Here is a 15,859-nt window from a genome sequence, read left to right as displayed (position 1 = left end):
AGGCGGCGCGGCGGCAGGCGCAAGACGGGGTTCACGCTTTCCGGCTGCGCAGCAGCGTGAAAACACCGCTGCCGACAATGACCGCGCTGCCGATCAGGGTCAGCGTATCGGGGCGCTCGCCAAAGACCAGAACCCCCAGCACCATGGCAAAAACCAGCCGCGTATACCGGAACGGCGCAATCACCGAAATCTCGCCCGCCCGCATCGCGCCCGACAGGGCGTTATAAGCAATGACTCCAATGACCGTGGCGGCGGTGATGTCCAGCCAGTTGCGCGGCGCAGGCCAAACCGCCCCGCCGCTCCAGCCCAGCGCAATCGCCCCGGCCGCCACCAGCATGGCAAAGCCGAGGAATCCCAGCTGATGGTTGCTCATGTCCTTGGGCGCGGCACGGGTGGCCAGATCGCGGCCGGCAAAGCCCAAGGTGCCCGCCACCGCAAACAGCGAGGCGGGTTCAAAACCGCTGAGGCCCGGGCGCAGGATCAAGAGCACCCCGGCAAAGCCCAGCCCGATAGCCAGCCAGCGCCGCCAGCCGACGATCTCGCCAAAAAACACCACCGCACCCGCGGCCACCACCAAAGGCGTCGCCTGCAGGATAGCCGAGGCCGAAGACAGCGGCGTCAGCGCAATCGCCAGGGTGAAACACAGCCGCCCAACCACCTCCGCCAGAGAACGCCACAGCATCGGGCGCGTGCCAAAGCCCGGGTGCCAAGGGGCGTGACCTTGCGCACGCGCCAGGCCTGCGAAAATGACCATTCCGCCGAGGCCGAACAGGATCAGGATCTGCCCGACCGGCAGCGCAAGGGCCGCGGATTTGATGAACATGTCTTCCAGCGCAAAGGCCGCCATGGCCAGCACCATCAGAAGGCTTCCGCGCAACGTGTCCATTCCGGTGCCCCTCAAATCCCCAAAACTCAATGACTTGCGCAAGTGGTAGGGGTGCGGGCTGAAATACACAAGTGAAGCACTTCAATCCCGCTGCGTCAGAAGGGCCTGCCGGTAGTGATGCATATTGAGGAAAGACGCACCGGTCTCCGCGCTGCGGTAGCCATGCGGCTGGTCGGCGGCAAACCGCAGCCCTTGGCCGGGCTCCAGCGCCACCCACTCACCATTCCGCAGCACCTCCATGGAGCCGTGCAGCACATAGACCTCCTCTGTAACCCCGGTGTCATGCGGCTGAGACTGATGGCTTTGGCCGGGCTGCAGCGTCACCTGAAAGGTCTCCGCCCCCAAAAGCGGATCGAAGGGAAAGACAATCTTCACCGCAATGCTGCCCGGGAACTGCACCGTCTCGTAAACACCGGTAGCGGCGCTCACCGGCCGCGCTGCCTCACCCAGCAAAGCTGTCAGCGGCAGGTGGAACCCCTTGGCGATCTTCCACAGCGTCGCAATCGTCGGACTTGATTCGCCGCGCTCGATCTGCCCCAGCATCGCCTTGCTGACCCCGGTGATCTCCGCCGCCTTGCTGAGGCTAAGCCCAGCCGCCGCACGGATTTCCCGCAGGTTCAGGGTGATGCCGTCATCGCTCATTCTATCCGCCCGTCAAAAAAGCCTTGTGCGTTATAACGCACAAACTGTAGTGTGCGCTATAACGCACGAAACCCCTAGCCGATCCGGCGCCAAAGGAAAACCCGCATGCTCAAGGATCTGAAGCTGTCGCATTTCGTCTCCGGTGCTGTTGCCGTGCTGGTCGGCTACACCGGCTCGGTCGCCATCATTTTCCAAGCCATCGAGGCCGTCGGCGCCACCCAGGCCCAGGCCAACAGCTGGATGCTGGTTCTGGGGCTTGGCATGGGGATCACCTGCCTGGTCCTGTCGCTGATCTACCGGATGCCGATCCTGACAGCCTGGTCGACCCCTGGTGCAGCCCTGCTGGCCGTCAGCCTCAATGGTGTGCCGCTGGCTGAGGCGGTGGGCGCCTTCCTGTTCTGTGCCCTTCTCTTAACCCTCACCGGTGTTACCGGCTGGTTTGCCACCCTGTCGCGCCTGATCCCTGACAGTCTCGCCAGCGCCATGCTGGCGGGCATCCTGTTCCAGTTCGGGCTGTCCGCATTCACCTCACTGCAAAGCGACACCGCGCTGGTCACCGTGATGGGCCTCACCTTCCTCGCAGGGCGCAAGCTGTTCCCCCGCTACACCATTCCCACGGTGCTGGCCGCAGGCGTGCCATGGTGCGCGAGCACCGGTGCCTTCGGCAGCCTGGAGGCGCTGGACCTGACCCTGGCAGCCCCCGAGTTCGTCACGCCCGCCTTCTCGCTGCCGGTGCTGATCGGCATCGGACTGCCGCTTTATATCGTCACCATGTCCTCGCAGAACATGCCCGGCGTGGTGGCTCTGAAAGCCTGCGGATATGAACCCCCGGTTTCCGCCAGCCTGACCGTCACCGGCCTGGCCTCGCTGATCCTTGCGCCCTTTGGCGGCTTTGCCTTCAACCTCGCTGCCATCACCGCAGCGATCTGTGCCGGGCCAGAGGCGGACGAGAACCCCGACACCCGCTATCTGGCAGGCGTGATGACCGGGCTGGTCTACATCCTGGTGGGGCTGGGCGGCGCCACTGTCATCAGCCTGTTCCTGATCGCCCCCAAGGCGCTGATCGCCACCGTCGCAGGCCTGGCGCTGCTCTCCACCATCGGCAACAGCCTGTCGGCCGCATTGTCAGATACCAAGGGACGGGAGGCCGCGCTGATCACCTTCATGACCACCGTCTCCGGCATCAGCTTCTATGGAATCGGCGCCCCCTTTTGGGCGCTGGTGCTGGGGATTGCGGTAAATCACTGGCTGAAAAGCCCGGAACCCGCCCCGGCCCGTGCCTGAGAGACCCTGCCAGAGACATTTCACCCCGCAAAAACCGGCGTATACTGCGCCAAAATTACCGAACCCCGCCCCGCCCGGTTGCCTTTATTGCGCAAATCGTGTCCCTGAGGGCAAAGATTAAGGGAACCAGCCTGATGCCAAAGTACCGATCCAGAACCTCCACCCATGGCCGCAACATGGCGGGCGCGCGCGGATTGTGGCGCGCCACCGGCATGAAGGACGATGATTTCGGCAAACCGATCATCGCCATCGTCAACTCCTTCACCCAGTTCGTGCCCGGCCACGTCCACCTCAAGGACCTGGGCCAGATGGTCGCCCGCGAAGTCGAGGCGGCCGGCGGCGTGGCGAAAGAGTTCAACACCATCGCGGTGGATGACGGCATCGCCATGGGCCACGACGGCATGCTCTACTCGCTGCCCTCGCGCGAAGTGATCGCTGACTCTGTCGAATATATGGTCAACGCGCACTGTGCGGACGCCATGGTCTGCATCTCCAACTGCGACAAGATCACTCCGGGGATGCTGATGGCCGCGATGCGCCTGAATATCCCGGCGATCTTTGTCTCCGGCGGCCCGATGGAAGCGGGCAAGATCGACATCGCCGATCTGGACATGAAAAAGATCGACCTGGTCGACGCCATGGTCGCCGCGGCGAATGACAAATTCACCGACGAGCAGGTCCAGCACATCGAGGAAAACGCCTGCCCCACCTGCGGCTCCTGCTCGGGCATGTTCACCGCCAACTCGATGAACTGCCTGGCCGAGGCCCTGGGCCTGGCGCTGCCCGGCAACGGCTCGACCCTGGCCACCCACGCCGACCGCAAGGGGCTGTTCCTGGAAGCCGGCCGCAAGATCGTCGAGATCACCAAGCGCCATTATGCGGACGAGGAAAAAGGCCTGCTGCCGCGCGAGATTGCGACCTTTGATGCGTTCGAGAACGCAATGAGCCTGGACATCGCCATGGGCGGCTCCACCAACACCGTTCTGCACCTGCTGGCCATCGCCAACGAAGGCGAGGTGGACTTCAACATGTCCCACATGGACGCGCTGAGCCGCAAGGTGCCTTGCCTCTGCAAGGTGGCGCCGAACACTGCGAACGTGCATATGGAAGACGTTCACCGGGCCGGCGGCATCTTCTCGATCCTGGGCGAGCTCAGCCGCGCAGGCCTCTTGCACAACCACTGCAGCACCGTGCATTCCTCGACCATGGGCGAAGCCATCGCAAAGTGGGACATCAAGGTCGCCAACAACCCCGAGGCCGAAGAGCTGTTCAAGGCGGCCCCCGGCGGCGTGCGCACCACCCAGGCATTCAGCCAATCCAACCGTTACAAAGAGCTGGACAACGACCGTGAAAACGGCGTGATCCGCTCGAAAGAGCACGCCTTCAGCCAGGACGGCGGCCTTGCGGTTCTGTCCGGCAATATCGCCCTGGACGGCTGCATCGTGAAAACCGCAGGTGTGGACGCCAGCAACCTGACCTTCACCGGCTCGGCTTATGTCTGCGAAAGCCAGGATCAAGCCGTGAACGACATCCTGACCGGCAAGGTCAAGGAAGGCGACGTGGTGGTGATCCGCTATGAGGGCCCGCGCGGCGGCCCGGGAATGCAGGAAATGCTCTACCCGACCTCTTATCTGAAGTCCAAAGGCCTGGGCAAAAAATGCGCCCTGCTGACTGATGGCCGCTTCTCCGGCGGCACTTCGGGCCTGTCGATCGGCCATGTTTCGCCCGAGGCAGCCGAGGGCGGCACCATCGGCCTGGTGCGCCAGGGAGACACCATCGAGATCGACATCCCCAACCGCTCAATCCATCTGGCGGTCTCCGACGAGGAACTGGCAGCACGCCGCGAAGAGCAGGACGCCAAGGGCTGGAAACCCGCCGAGCCGCGCAAGCGCAAGGTATCGAAGGCGTTGAAGGCCTATGCGATGCTGGCCACGTCGGCTGCCAAGGGTGCGGTACGCGCGCTGCCTGACGAGGATTGAGGCACAAAAGCCTGACTTCCATTTCAAACCCGCCGCCCCAACCGCGGCGGGTTTTCTTTTGGCACCCTCGCCTGAGGCCGGGTCAAGGGCCGCGCACGCGCGGCGGCGCAGCCGCTTGCCCTTGAGGCGGTCTCAGGCGCTTTACCATGGACAAGGCGCGTTCAGGGCAAACCTGCCCCTGAACCGCTTCTCAGCAAAAATTCCTGCAGCCGCCAAGCTCTCCCGCCCCCGCTGCTGCGCGCTGGCTGATGCCATCGCGCCTGGCGGCGTTGGGCGTGGCGCCGCGCAAACGCGCGGCGCGCCTCCGGCGGGGAGTATTTGCGACCAGAAAGAAGCCGAAAGACTGCCTATTGAATGCAACCGCGCCGCGCCAGCGGCGCCCGGCCCAAGGCTTGTGCTGCGGCATCTTCGATGCGGCGGCAAGGCGCGGGAGTGTCCCGCCCGCTCTGTCACTCACCCAGCTTGGCGTGCACCTCGTCCAGATCGATCGCGCCCACCGGCATCTTGCTGCCCGGGTTCTCGAAATCGTATTTGAACAGCTCGAAATCGCGCTTGTAGATCTCGTAGACCAGATGCATCGACAGATCGTCGAAGTAATCCTCCACCGGATGGGCGCGCTTGGGGCCGTGGCCTTCGCTTTCGTTGAAGCGCGGGATGGCGGCCAGGTCTACCGGGTGCGGGGTTTCGATGGCGTCCAGCACCCCCTGCATCCCGTCATTGAAGGCCTCGGTCCAGAAGATCTGGTTGTAGCGGCCGCCGTTCAGGATGAAGGTCGACACATGCCCCGACATTGCCGACCAGTGGATGTCCGGATCCATCGGGCGGCGCCAGCGGATGGTGTCGCGTGCGAACAGCAGAAACCGGCGGAAACTGGCAATCTGGTCGAATTCCTGCTTGCCGTCCTCGCCGCCCACCTCGATGCCGTATTCATAGGCCAGCTTGGGCACCAAGTTGCCGCGGTAGCGCTTGCCGTTGCGCTGGATGCCGCAGATCTTGTCGAAGAAAGACGACAGGATGCGGGTATAAGGGTTTCTTACACAGGTAAAGGCATAGGACCGGTGCCCCTGCACGTTGCGGGTGATCGGACCCTGGCTGTGGTCCAGCGCCCATTTGTGCAGCCCCTGCTTGGCGTCGTGGATGTCACCGTCAAAGAATTCGCCGTGGTCGGAGTAATACAGGATCTGCCCGATCGTCGAGCAGGCGCATTTCGGCACCACCCGGTAAACCACGCTTTCACTTTCCGTCATCCAGGTGCCGGGGAACCCCATCCGCTGCCCTCTTCTTTTTGATGCGCCGTTACCCGCAGTCATCGCATAAGTTTAGCGAAACGGGAACTATCTGGTTTATTCGCGCCCTCAGCCCGCTTATCAAGGGAAACAATCAGGCAAAACAAGGCAGTCCGTCCGCACTATGGCAAAAATTGCATATATTCTGCTCTGCCATAAAGACCCCGAGGCGATCATCCAGCAGGCCGAGCGGCTGACAGCTGCCGGCGACTACATGTCGATTCACTTCGATGCGCGCGCTGCCGCCGAAGACTTCCAGCTGATCCGCAGCGAACTGGCGGACAACCCCAATGTCGCCTTTGCCCGCAAACGGATCAAATGCGGCTGGGGCGAGTGGTCGCTGGTCGAGGCGACGCTCTATGCGCTGGAGACCGCGGCCGAGGAATTTCCCCGCGCCACCCATTTCTACATGCTGTCGGGCGATTGCATGGCGGTGAAGACGGCGGAATACGCGCACCGGTTTCTGGACGCGCATGACTGCGACTTCATCGAAAGTTTCGACTATTTCGAAAGCGACTGGATCAAGACCGGCTGGAAAGAGGAACGGCTGATCTACCGCCACTGGTTCAACGAGCGCACCCAGAAGAAGCGCTTCTATACCATGTTCGAAGCACAGAAACGCCTTGGCCTCACGCGTGAGATCCCGGCCGATATCCAGGTGCAGATCGGCAGCCAATGGTGGTGCCTGCGGCGGCGCACGGTGGAATGGATCCTGAGCTTCATCGCCAAGCGCAAAGATGTGGTGCGTTTCTTCCGCACCACCTGGATCCCGGATGAGACCTTCTTTCAGACCCTGGTGCGCCACCTGATCCCGGAGCAGGAGATCGAAACCCGCACCCTCACTTTCCTGATGTTCACCGACTACGGCATGCCTGTGAACTTCCACAACGACCACTTCGACCTGCTGCTGAGCCAGGACTTCCTGTTTGCCCGCAAGATCAGCCCGGAGGCGAAGGAGCTGAAATCGCGGCTGGGTCGCCTGTACGCGGCGCAGGGCGTGGATTTCCAGATCTCCAACGAGGGCCGCAGCCTCTACAAGTTCCTGATCCAGCGCGGCCGCATCGGGCGCCGATTTGCGCCGCGGTTCTGGGAAACCGAAAGCACGCTGGGCCGCGAGCGCGAATTGCTGATCGTGATCTGCAAAAAATGGCACGTGGCCAAACGGCTGCTGGAGCAGATCCGCCAGGTGACCAACATCCCGGCCATCGAATACCTGTTCAACGAGGAGGACACCCCGCTGCCCGACCTCGGCGGCATTCAGGCGGCATTGATGAAACGCACCCGCCACCGCCGGGCGCTGATGCGGATGCTATTCGAATACTACGAGTCGGACCAGCTGATCATCTGCCTGGATCCGGGCGCCATCGAGCTGATGAACGACTTCCATTCGGACCGCTCCTCGACCCGCTTCCTGCAGATCGAGTGCGACTTCACCGACGACTACCTGATCGGCCACGCCCACCGCGTCGGGCTGGCGGGTGAACGCACGCCGCAGCAGACGCTGGAGCGGCTGCTGCCGACGATCCGCAATGATATCGTGCATGAGGCCGACCGGATCCGCGATGCGGGCTTCAGCCAGCTGTTCCAGATGCGCGAGAGCGGCTCTCCCGAGGAAAACGCCGCCCAGCTCAGCGGCTTCCTGGGCCTGGCTGAGGACAAGGCGATGCAGATCGCCGAAACGCACTACCTGTTTGCCGACTGATCCTCTGGCCGGGGGCGCCGCTGTGTGAAAGGGTTCACTGACACAACCGGAAATCTGGTTATGTCTTACACCGGCGCCCGGAGCCTCCTCCCGGAGCTAAGAACCCGGAAGGAAGAAACAATGGCAAGTCAGCCGGAGAACAAAGCGGTCTTCCTGACCGGCAGCCTGATGGGCCATGTCACCCGCATGTCGCTGACCGCCAGCATCGGGCTGATGGCGATGTTTGCGGTCGACTTCGTTGACATGGCGTTCATTGCCATGCTGGGCAATGACGCGCTGGCCGCGGCTGTGGGCTATGCCGGCACGCTGCTGTTCTTCACCAATTCCATCAATATCGGACTGTCAATTGCCGCGGGTTCGCTGGTTGCCCGTTCGCTTGGCGCCGGACAACCGGACAAGGCCCGCCGCTATGCCTCCAGCGTGGCTGTGATCGGAGCGCTGACCGGGCTGCTGGTGCCAATACTGGTCCTGTCTTACCTCAATCCGATCCTGGCGCTATTGGGCGCCGAGGGCGAGGTGCTGCGGCTGGCGGCCCGCTATGTCTCCATCATCCTGCCGACCATGTGGGTGATGGCGCTGGGGATGAGTGCCATGGCGGTGCTGCGCGCCCATGGCGATGCCCGCCGGGCGATGCTGGCCACGCTTTACGGCGGCGGGCTGAATGCGGTATTGGACCCGATCCTGATCTTCGGCGTCGGGCTGGGGCTGGATGGCGCCGCGATTGCCTCGGTGCTGGCCCGGGTCTGCATGCTGATTGCCGCACTCTGGCCCGCAATCCGCGTGCACCAGGGCTTCATGCGCCCGTCGCTGCGGCAGATCGCCGGCGATATCCGGGCCATCCGGGCCATTGCGCTGCCCGCGGTGCTGACCAATGTGGCAACACCGGTGGGCAGCGCCATCGTGATCCGCGAGATCGCTCAGTTCGGCACCGACGCGGTTGCGGGCATGGCGGTGATCGGGCGCCTGATGCCGGTGGCGTTCTCGGTGATCTTTGCCCTTTCCGGTGCGATCGGCCCCATTGTCGGCCAGAACTTCGGCGCCCGGCTGTTTGTGCGCGTGCGGCAGGCCTTTCTGGCCGGCATCGCCTTTACCGCGGTCTACACCCTGCTGGCGGCCGCGGTGCTGTATGCCCTGCGCGCGCCAATCGCCGATCTGTTCACCGCCACCGGGGAAACCCGCAGCCTGCTCTACCTGTTCTGCGGCCCGCTGGCGCTTATGCTGTTCTTCAACGGAGTGATCTTTGTCGAAAACGCCTGTTTCAACAACCTCGGCCACCCGGTCTATTCCACCTGGATCAATTGGGGCCGCCATACGCTTGGCACCTGGCCGCCGGCCGTTCTGGGCGGCTACCTGGCAGGCGCGCCGGGGGTACTGCTGGGGCAGGCTCTCGGCGGTATGATCTTTGCCGGATTGGGCTGGTTGCTGGTGAACCGCGTGCTCGCCAGCCTGTCGCGCCCTGAACCGGTCGACTCCTTTGCCCCCCAGAACCGGCTGCACGCGCTGCTGGGCCGCCGCAGCTGGTAACCCCTCCGCTTGCGCCTGCCCGCAGCCGCCGGTTTCCCCTTGATGCATCGACCCTCAATGCATATACAGCCCGCATGAGCACCAAGACCAAATCCCCGGACCTGCTGGACCCCGCCTATTGGAACGGCACAATCCGGATGAGCCTGTCCAAGTTCTTCATCCTCTGCGTCCTGCACGAGAAGGAGCTGCACGGCTATGACATCGCCAAGGAGGTCGTGCGCCGCACCAAGGGCTGCTGCGCGCCGCAGGAGGGCACGATCTACCCGGTGCTCAAGCAATTCACCGAAGGCGGCTATGTCACCTATGAGACCGAAACCGTCTCGGGCCGCGAGCGCAAGATCTACACCATCACGGACAAGGGCCGCGAAGCGTTCCGGACCGGCCTGAATGAATGGATGAAAATCACCCGCGCGCTGGAGGCCTGCACGCCAATGGTGGAATAGCCCGGTAAAAAATTTGCCCACACACATCGATCATCGATGCATTGATACCCATAATCAGGAGACCCCAATGACCAGCCTGTTCGACACCGCCCCCGCCAAGACCGGCGACACTTTCGTCCGCCATAATCCGGACTTTCTGAACATGGTGTTCGGCACCGCAGAGGTGACCCCCCTGTGGGTTGCGGACATGGATTTCGCCATCGCCGAACCGATCAAGCAGGAAATGCTCCGGGTCGCGAACCGCGGCCAGTTCTGCTATGAATTCAACGCCAAGGGGGTGTTTGCCGCGATCTCGGACTGGTACGCCCGCCGCCACGGGCTGACCCTGAACCCCGGCAACTTCGAGCAGGTCACCGGTGTTCTCACCGCGGTGTCGCTGCTGGTCCGGCAGCTGACCGCCGAAGGCGGCAGCGTGCTGATACAGGTCCCCGCCTACCACCAGTTCGTCAAGGTCATCACCGGCGCCGGCCGCAAGGCCGTGACCAACCCGCTGCGAAACATGGATGGCGCCTACGGGATGGATTTCGACGACCTCGAGGCCAAGCTCAGCGCCCCGGAAGTCACCGCCATGATCCTCTGCAACCCGCACAACCCGGCCGGCCGCGTCTGGCGCCGGGACGAGCTGGAGCAGCTTGCCGCCCTGGCCGCCCGCCATGGCGTCACCCTGATCAGCGACGAAATCCATTCCGACATCATCTATACCGGCCACCGTTTCACCAGCCTGATGGCGGTGGACCCGGAGAACCACGTCTCGGTGATCGGCTCCCCGGCCAAGACCTTTGGGCTGCAAAGCATCTCCAACGGCTACGTCTACACCGGCAACGATGCGCTCCTGAAGCAGTTCAAACAGACCGCGGACAGCATGTATCTGACCCATGGCAACGCCTTCACCCTGGCCGCCACCATCGCGGCCTACGCACATGGCGAACCCTGGCTCGATGCGCTGCTGGCCTACCTCGAGGGCACGGTTGAATGGATCGCCGCCTTCCTCAAGGATGAGCTGCCCGGCATCACGATGTCCCCGGTTGAGGGCACTTACCAGGTCTGGCTGGATTGCTCTGCAACCGGGCTGGAAGGCGACAGCCTGAAGGCCAAGCTCGCCGAGTCCGGTTTCGGCGCCACCCCGGGCACCTGGTTCGATGCAGAGGCCACCCAATTCATCCGCGTGAACATCGCCGCGCCGCGGGCAGAAATCCAGGCCGCGTTCAAACGCTTCAAGGCGGCGCTGTAATCCAGCCCGCCCGGCGCCTCAGGCGGCGTCTTCGCCGCTCTTCAGGTCCACGCCTTCGCAGCACTCCGAGGTCAGGAAGCCGATGACATTCTGCATCTGCCGATAGTCGGCGCGGTTCAAGACCTCGCGCCCCTGCCGCTCCTGCACCACAAGGCCTGCATCCACCAACGTTGACAGGTGATGCGCCAGGGTCGAGGGCGCAATGCCCAGATGGGCGCCGATACCGCTGACCCGCAGGCCCTCCTCCCCGGCTTTCACAAGCAAGCGGAAGATCGCCAGCCGGGCATCGTGGCCAAGGGCGGCAAGGGCGCGGGCATGGGGGCTGGTAGCAGTCATGGCGGCAAGATACCGCGGCCACCGGCCGCGTCAACAGGCGCCCGCACCGGCGGCCCTGCCTGTTACTGCAGCACCGGCACTGGTGAATGCGCGGCGATCCAGTCAAACACCAGGCTGGGGCCGCGCAGCTGGCTGGAATAGTCGCGGGACATGATGTAGCCCGCATCACTGTCGACCACATCGCCGGTGACCTGCACCAGCGAGCCAGCCTGCAGCGCCCTGTCGATCAGACCCAGCCAGCCCAGCGCAATCCCGTCCCCCGAAACCGCCGACTGCACCACCATGTCATAATTGTTGAAACTGATGTAATTGCGCGACCGCTCGCCGGAAATACCAAGCGCATCAAACCAGCCCTGCCAGGTCTGCCATTCCGCCGAGGCCGGTTTTGACAGACTAAGGAGCTGTGCATCCAGCAGCTGGGCCGAGGCGGTAATCCCGCCATGCGCCGCCAGGTAGGACGGGCTGCAGACCGCCGCCACCCGCTCCTGCAGCAGCATGACGTCCCCCTTCACCATGCTGTTGCGCGGCGCCACGTGGATCTTGATGTCGCAATCCTCGCCGTAATCCTCCGGCGGCACCTGCGCCGCCAGGATCTGGATCTCGATCTCATCCCCCAATTCGGCCCGCAAATGCGACAACTGCGGCAGCAGCCAGAAGCTGCAAAAGGCAAAATCCGCAGAAATCCGCACCCTTGGCCGTGATTTTCGCTCCATCAGCGCAGAGACCGAGTTGCCCATTTGCGTCATCGCCGGACGCACCACATTGAGCAGCCGCACCCCTTCGTTGGTCAGCGACACGCCCCGGTGCTCACGCCGGAACAAGGCAATGCCCAATTCCGTCTCCAACCCTTTGATTTTCTGGGAAACTGCCGACTGCGTCAGCCCCAGCGCCTCAGCCGCGCCGGTAAAGTTGCCATGCCGGGCCACCAGGTCGAAGGCATGCAGCGCGACCAGGTTGTAGCTCAGCTTCCTATTAAGGCTGCTAATGTCATTCATAAATTATTGCCTACTGCAAAAGGCAGAAATTTTATAACAAAAAATGCCCTGCGTAAGCTCTGCTAAGACCGCAGCCCCGGCGGTTCAACCCGGCAGAGCAGGGAAAACAGGGATACTCTATGTCAATCAAACCACCTTTAACGGATCTGCCGATCGGCACATCCGACAGCGGATTTTACCGGGGCTTCAGCCAGATCGTCACCATTTCCTCCAAGCTGATGATCGGCGGGCTGGTAATCTGGGCCATTGCCTTCCCCGAGCAGTCCGGCGCCATCCTCAACTCGATCAACGGCTTCATCCTCGCCTCCTTCGGCGCCTGGTACATCTGGACCGTGGCGCTGTTTGTGCTGTGCTGCGCAGCACTTGCGATGTGGCCCACCGCGGGCCGGCTGAAACTGGGCCAGGATGGCGATAAGCCGGAGTTCTCCAATTTCTCCTGGTTCTCGATGATGTTCGGGGCCGGCATCGGCGTCGGCATGCTGACCTGGGCGGTGGCCGAGCCGATCTATCACTGGAACAACAATCCGGAAGTGATCCAGGGCCTGACCAACAGCGGCACCGCGGACAACATCCGCATGGCCTACAAGTGGTCCTTCCTGCACTGGGGCCTGGGCGCCTGGGCCTGCTATGCGATTGCCGGGCTGGCGCTGGGGTTCTTCAGCTACCGCCGCGGATTGCCGCTCACGATGCGCTCGTCGCTGACGCCGCTGTTCGGCGCCCGCCTGTCGGGCTCCATCGGCCATGTGGTCGACATTGTCGCCGTAGTTGCCACCATCCTGGGTGTCGCCCAGACTTTGGGTTTCGGGGTTGAGCAATTTGTCTCCGGCCTCACCCGGATCGGCATCACCGGCCTGACCAACGAGGCAGGCACCGCCAACACATCCGGCGTCATCGTCGCCATCCTGGTGATCATGCTGGCCTCCACCGCCTCGGCGCTTTCGGGCGTCGGCAAAGGCATCAAGTGGCTCTCCAACATCAACATGGTTCTCAGCATCGCACTGCTGGGCTTCTTCCTGCTGTTCGGCTCCACCTTCTTTGGCATGCAGGCACTGCTGGTCGGCCTCTGGGACTATCTGATCGCCATGCCCGACATGATGTTCCGCGTCTGGACCGGTGACGGCAACCCCGACAGCGTCGCCTCCAAGCTGGAAGGCTGGCAGGGCGGCTGGTCGGTGTTCTACTGGGCCTGGTGGATCGCCTTTGCGCCCTTCGTCGGCCTGTTCCTGGCCCGCATCTCCAAGGGCCGCACCATCCGCGAATTCGTGCTGGGCGCGATGATCGTCCCGTCGCTGATGTGCTTTGTCTGGTTCACCTGGGCCGGCGGCACCGCCATCGACCTGGAGCTGAACGGCAATGCCGGCGGCCTGATCTCGGGCGCACCCGATGGCGACAAGATCTTTGCCATGGTGCAATACATGCTGTCGCCCTGGCTGGGCTGGGCGATGTCGGTGATGATCGTGGTCCTCTTGATGACCTATCTGGTGACCACCGCCGACAGCGCCGTTCTGATCGTCAACACCATCAACGCGGCCGGTGACGAAGGCCCCAAGGCCCGCCCGCATATCATCTTCTGGGGCGTCGCCCTCGGCTCGGTGGTGACAGCGCTCTTGCTGGTTGGCGGCCTCAAAGCGATCCAGACCGCGATGGTGATCGGCGCCCTGCCGTTCTCGCTGGTGATGGTGCTGCAATGCGCCGCCCTGGTGAAAGCGATCTACAACGACGGCCGCCGCGAACAGGCAGGCGTCGCCACCACCGTGACACAGGAGCCCGCTGAATAAGGCATCTCCCCGGGAGCGGCGGCCAGCGGGCAGGGCCGCCGTTCCAACCTCCATACCTGCTGCCCGCACCCTTTCCGGCGCTGAGCACAGCAACAAAGGAAGCAAAATGACCCAATTCTACAACAGGGAAACCCTCCACCCCGCGGTCCGCATGCATGCGGAGGAAGCCGCCCAGGGCAAACTGGACCGGCGCGAGTTCTTGAGCCGCGCAACCGCGCTTGGTGTGACTGCCTCTGCCGCCTATGGGCTTATCGGCCTCAGCCAGCCGGTGCAGGCCGCGGCCAACCCGCAAGCCGGCGGCACCATCCGCATCCAGCAGGTTGTGCGCGCCCTCCTCGACCCGCCGCTGTTCAACTGGCCGCAGCTCGGCAACCTGGTGCGCGGCTACCTGGAGTACCTGGTGCAATACAACGCCGACGGCACCTTCGAGCCGCGCCTCTTGGAAAGCTGGGAGGTCAACGAGGACGCCACCGAATACCTGCTGCACATCCGCCCCGGTGTGAACTGGAACGACGGCCGCGGCACCCTGACGGCACAGGACGTCGCCTATAACTTCGCCCGCTGGTGCGACGGCAAGTGGGAAGGCAACTCGATGGCGGCCCGCATGGGCTCGCTGCAAAACGAGGCCGGCGACGGCCCCGCCGAGGGCGCTCTGGAGGTGGTCGACGACCTCACACTCAAGCTGAAATTGACCCGGCCAGACATCACCATCATCCCGGCGGTGACCGAATACCCCGCTGCCATCGTGCCGGACGGCTGGTCCGGCGATCCGGGCGCCGATCCGGTCGGCACCGGCCCCTACAAGCTGGTGGAATACGAAGTCGGCGTGAAGGTCGCACTGGAAAAGAACACCGATCACGAATGGTGGGGCGAAGGCGCCTATCTCGACCGGATCGAGTTCATCGACTTCGGCACCGACGCCTCGACCCATCTGTCGGCTGCCGAGGCCGAGGAAATCGACATGACCTACGAGACCGTGGGCGAATATGTCGACATCTTCACCTCCATCGGTTGGAACGTCAGCGAGTCCGTCTCGGCCAACACCCTGGTGCTGCGCACCAACCGCGACTCCCTGGTGGACGGCGCCGCGCCTTATGCCGACGCCCGGGTGCGCCGCGCCCTGGCGCTGGCCTGCGATAACGCGGTGCTATTGGAGCTGGGTTACGACGGCCGCGGCACCCTGGCCGAGAACCACCATGTCTGCCCGATCCACCCGGAATATGCCGACATCGGCGCCCCGGTGCGGGATGCGGAGGCCGCCCGCCAGCTGATGGAAGAGGCCGGCATGCTCGATTTCGAGCATGAGCTGATCTCGATCGACGACGACTGGCGCCGCAACACAACGGATGCGCTGGCGGCGCAGATGCGCGATGCGGGGCTCAAGGTGAAACGCACGGTGCTGCCCGGCAACACCTTCTGGAACGACTGGGACAAATACCCGTTCAGCTCCACCGACTGGGGCCACCGCCCGCTGGGGGTGCAGGTGCTGACACTGGCCTATAAAACCGGGGTTGCCTGGAATGAAACAGGCCTCGCCAGCGCCGAGTTCGACAGCATGCTTGAGGCTGCCTCGGCCATTGCCGATGCCGATACCCGCCGTGGCCATATGGAGAAGATCGAGCAGTTCATGCGCGACGACGGCACCGTGATCCAGCCCTATTGGCGCTCGCTCTACCGCCACGCCCGCCCCGGCATCATCGGCGCCGAAAGCCACCCGATCAACGAAATCCACGTGCACAAGCTGGCACTGGAAGCCTGATCAGGTCACGTAAA

At 63.6% G+C, this 15,859-nt stretch carries 13 protein-coding genes; 8 read left to right on the top strand and 5 right to left on the bottom strand.

Annotation, left to right across the window (positions count from 1 at the left end; all coding sequences use genetic code 11):
- Positions 1-31: 31 nt before the first annotated feature.
- Positions 32-886, bottom strand: coding sequence for a DMT family transporter (locus ACXAEH_RS17910; protein ID WP_475034682.1), 855 nt, complete (start codon positions 884-886; stop codon positions 32-34).
- 81 nt (positions 887-967) lie between these two features.
- On the bottom strand, positions 968-1,528 hold the full coding sequence (locus ACXAEH_RS17905) for a helix-turn-helix domain-containing protein (protein WP_475034680.1): 561 nt from the start codon (positions 1,526-1,528) through the stop codon (positions 968-970).
- Positions 1,529-1,633: 105 nt separating this feature from the next.
- Between ACXAEH_RS17905 and ACXAEH_RS17900 the strand changes: the two genes are divergently transcribed.
- Together ACXAEH_RS17900 and ilvD are read left to right on the top strand one after the other, a co-directional pair.
- Positions 1,634-2,812, top strand: coding sequence for a benzoate/H(+) symporter BenE family transporter (locus tag ACXAEH_RS17900; protein WP_475034679.1), 1,179 nt, complete (start codon positions 1,634-1,636; stop codon positions 2,810-2,812).
- 134 nt (positions 2,813-2,946) lie between these two features.
- Positions 2,947-4,791, top strand: a complete 1,845-nt coding sequence (gene ilvD / locus ACXAEH_RS17895) for a dihydroxy-acid dehydratase (protein ID WP_475034677.1) — start codon at positions 2,947-2,949, stop codon at positions 4,789-4,791.
- Positions 4,792-5,240: 449 nt separating this feature from the next.
- Here ilvD and ACXAEH_RS17890 read toward each other — a convergent pair whose 3' ends face one another.
- Positions 5,241-6,059, bottom strand: coding sequence for a sulfotransferase family protein (locus tag ACXAEH_RS17890; protein ID WP_475034676.1), 819 nt, complete (start codon positions 6,057-6,059; stop codon positions 5,241-5,243).
- 142 nt (positions 6,060-6,201) lie between these two features.
- Here ACXAEH_RS17890 and ACXAEH_RS17885 point away from each other — a divergent pair, with 142 nt between their 5' ends.
- From ACXAEH_RS17885 to ACXAEH_RS17870, 4 genes are all read left to right on the top strand, one after another.
- A complete protein-coding gene (locus tag ACXAEH_RS17885; protein ID WP_475034674.1) occupies positions 6,202-7,779 on the top strand; it encodes a DUF5928 domain-containing protein in 1,578 nt (525 codons plus the stop codon).
- A gap of 120 nt (positions 7,780-7,899) precedes the next feature.
- On the top strand, positions 7,900-9,303 hold the full coding sequence (locus ACXAEH_RS17880; RefSeq protein WP_475034672.1) for an MATE family efflux transporter: 1,404 nt from the start codon (positions 7,900-7,902) through the stop codon (positions 9,301-9,303).
- Positions 9,304-9,377: 74 nt separating this feature from the next.
- On the top strand, positions 9,378-9,746 hold the full coding sequence (locus tag ACXAEH_RS17875) for a PadR family transcriptional regulator (RefSeq protein WP_475034670.1): 369 nt from the start codon (positions 9,378-9,380) through the stop codon (positions 9,744-9,746).
- Between the two features lie 67 nt (positions 9,747-9,813).
- Positions 9,814-10,977 (top strand): MalY/PatB family protein, encoded by a 1,164-nt coding sequence (locus tag ACXAEH_RS17870; RefSeq protein WP_475034668.1) that lies wholly within the window; start codon positions 9,814-9,816, stop codon positions 10,975-10,977.
- An 18-nt stretch (positions 10,978-10,995) separates the two neighbouring features.
- Here ACXAEH_RS17870 and ACXAEH_RS17865 read toward each other — a convergent pair whose 3' ends face one another.
- Together ACXAEH_RS17865 and ACXAEH_RS17860 are read right to left on the bottom strand one after the other, a co-directional pair.
- On the bottom strand, positions 10,996-11,313 hold the full coding sequence (locus ACXAEH_RS17865; protein WP_475034666.1) for an ArsR/SmtB family transcription factor: 318 nt from the start codon (positions 11,311-11,313) through the stop codon (positions 10,996-10,998).
- Between the two features lie 62 nt (positions 11,314-11,375).
- Positions 11,376-12,308 (bottom strand): LysR family transcriptional regulator, encoded by a 933-nt coding sequence (locus tag ACXAEH_RS17860; protein ID WP_475034664.1) that lies wholly within the window; start codon positions 12,306-12,308, stop codon positions 11,376-11,378.
- A 119-nt stretch (positions 12,309-12,427) separates the two neighbouring features.
- Between ACXAEH_RS17860 and ACXAEH_RS17855 the strand changes: the two genes are divergently transcribed.
- Together ACXAEH_RS17855 and ACXAEH_RS17850 are read left to right on the top strand one after the other, a co-directional pair.
- Positions 12,428-14,086, top strand: coding sequence for a BCCT family transporter (locus tag ACXAEH_RS17855; RefSeq protein ID WP_475034663.1), 1,659 nt, complete (start codon positions 12,428-12,430; stop codon positions 14,084-14,086).
- Between the two features lie 106 nt (positions 14,087-14,192).
- Complete coding sequence (locus ACXAEH_RS17850; protein WP_475034661.1) at positions 14,193-15,845, top strand: ABC transporter substrate-binding protein; 1,653 nt, start codon at positions 14,193-14,195, stop codon at positions 15,843-15,845.
- Positions 15,846-15,859 lie beyond the last annotated feature (14 nt).

The organism is Leisingera sp. ABM4_060, from assembly GCF_056158765.1.
This window is presented reverse-complemented; position numbering and strand designations above follow the sequence as displayed.

Bases quoted from the DNA above. Each gene is read 5' to 3' on its own strand.
- ACXAEH_RS17875 (WP_475034670.1), top strand. From the start codon at position 9,378: ATGAGCACCAAGACCAAATCCCCGGACCTGCTGGACCCCGCCTATTGG.
- ACXAEH_RS17880 (WP_475034672.1), top strand. From the start codon at position 7,900: ATGGCAAGTCAGCCGGAGAACAAAGCGGTCTTCCTGACCGGCAGCCTG.
- ilvD (WP_475034677.1), top strand. From the start codon at position 2,947: ATGCCAAAGTACCGATCCAGAACCTCCACCCATGGCCGCAACATGGCG.
- ACXAEH_RS17910 (WP_475034682.1), bottom strand. From the start codon at position 886: ATGGACACGTTGCGCGGAAGCCTTCTGATGGTGCTGGCCATGGCGGCC.
- ACXAEH_RS17900 (WP_475034679.1), top strand. From the start codon at position 1,634: ATGCTCAAGGATCTGAAGCTGTCGCATTTCGTCTCCGGTGCTGTTGCC.
- ACXAEH_RS17850 (WP_475034661.1), top strand. From the start codon at position 14,193: ATGACCCAATTCTACAACAGGGAAACCCTCCACCCCGCGGTCCGCATG.
- ACXAEH_RS17905 (WP_475034680.1), bottom strand. From the start codon at position 1,528: ATGAGCGATGACGGCATCACCCTGAACCTGCGGGAAATCCGTGCGGCG.
- ACXAEH_RS17890 (WP_475034676.1), bottom strand. From the start codon at position 6,059: ATGGGGTTCCCCGGCACCTGGATGACGGAAAGTGAAAGCGTGGTTTAC.
- ACXAEH_RS17885 (WP_475034674.1), top strand. From the start codon at position 6,202: ATGGCAAAAATTGCATATATTCTGCTCTGCCATAAAGACCCCGAGGCG.
- ACXAEH_RS17865 (WP_475034666.1), bottom strand. From the start codon at position 11,313: ATGACTGCTACCAGCCCCCATGCCCGCGCCCTTGCCGCCCTTGGCCAC.
- ACXAEH_RS17870 (WP_475034668.1), top strand. From the start codon at position 9,814: ATGACCAGCCTGTTCGACACCGCCCCCGCCAAGACCGGCGACACTTTC.
- ACXAEH_RS17855 (WP_475034663.1), top strand. From the start codon at position 12,428: ATGTCAATCAAACCACCTTTAACGGATCTGCCGATCGGCACATCCGAC.
- ACXAEH_RS17860 (WP_475034664.1), bottom strand. From the start codon at position 12,308: ATGAATGACATTAGCAGCCTTAATAGGAAGCTGAGCTACAACCTGGTC.